This is a genomic window from Vibrio sp. D173a, from assembly GCF_030248475.1.
In genome coordinates this window covers 1-638 of the sequence record NZ_JAHGAH010000748.1, presented here as the reverse complement: position 1 = coordinate 638, position 638 = coordinate 1, and the positions used below count along the sequence as shown (strand labels likewise).

Annotated in this window: 1 protein-coding gene; it reads left to right on the top strand. The window is 45.5% G+C overall.

The features are described 5' to 3' along the window. Positions 1-55: 55 nt before the first annotated feature. A partial coding sequence (murJ, locus tag KIV40_RS28980; RefSeq protein WP_285352680.1) for a murein biosynthesis integral membrane protein MurJ occupies positions 56-638 on the top strand: 583 nt, incomplete at its 3' end.

Below are 638 nucleotides of genomic sequence, written 5' to 3'. Positions count from 1 at the left end.
GATCGGATAGTATTTATCCTCGCTTAGAACTAATCAATCAGTGTCAGAGGTTTTTGTGAGTAAACGACTATTAAAGTCAGGCATGATAGTAAGTGCGATGACTTTTGTTTCCCGTGTTTTGGGGCTTGTGCGCGACGTTGTCGTTGCCAATTTGATGGGTGCAGGGGCCAGTGCCGACGTTTTTTTCTTTGCTAATAAGATCCCCAACTTCTTACGTCGCCTTTTTGCTGAAGGCGCCTTCTCACAAGCCTTTGTTCCTGTTCTTACTGAATACCACGCTGCTGGAGATAAAGACAAAACTCGCGAATTGATCGCTCGTGTCTCAGGTACGCTTGGGGTATTGGTCTCTATTGTTACTTTAGTCGGTGTGGTTGGTTCTGGTGCGATCACCGCCTTATTTGGTGCTGGTTGGTTTATCGACTGGCTCAATGGTGGGCCTTCTGCGCATAAATTTGAGTTAGCCAGCTTGATGCTCAAAATTACCTTCCCGTATTTATGGTTCATCACCTTTGTTGCACTGTCGGGGGCGATTCTCAATACCTTAGGTAAGTTTGCTGTCTCCTCTTTTACTCCGGTGTTCTTGAATGTCATGATCATCGGGTCTGCACTCTTTATTGCACCTAATTTAGAACAACCAG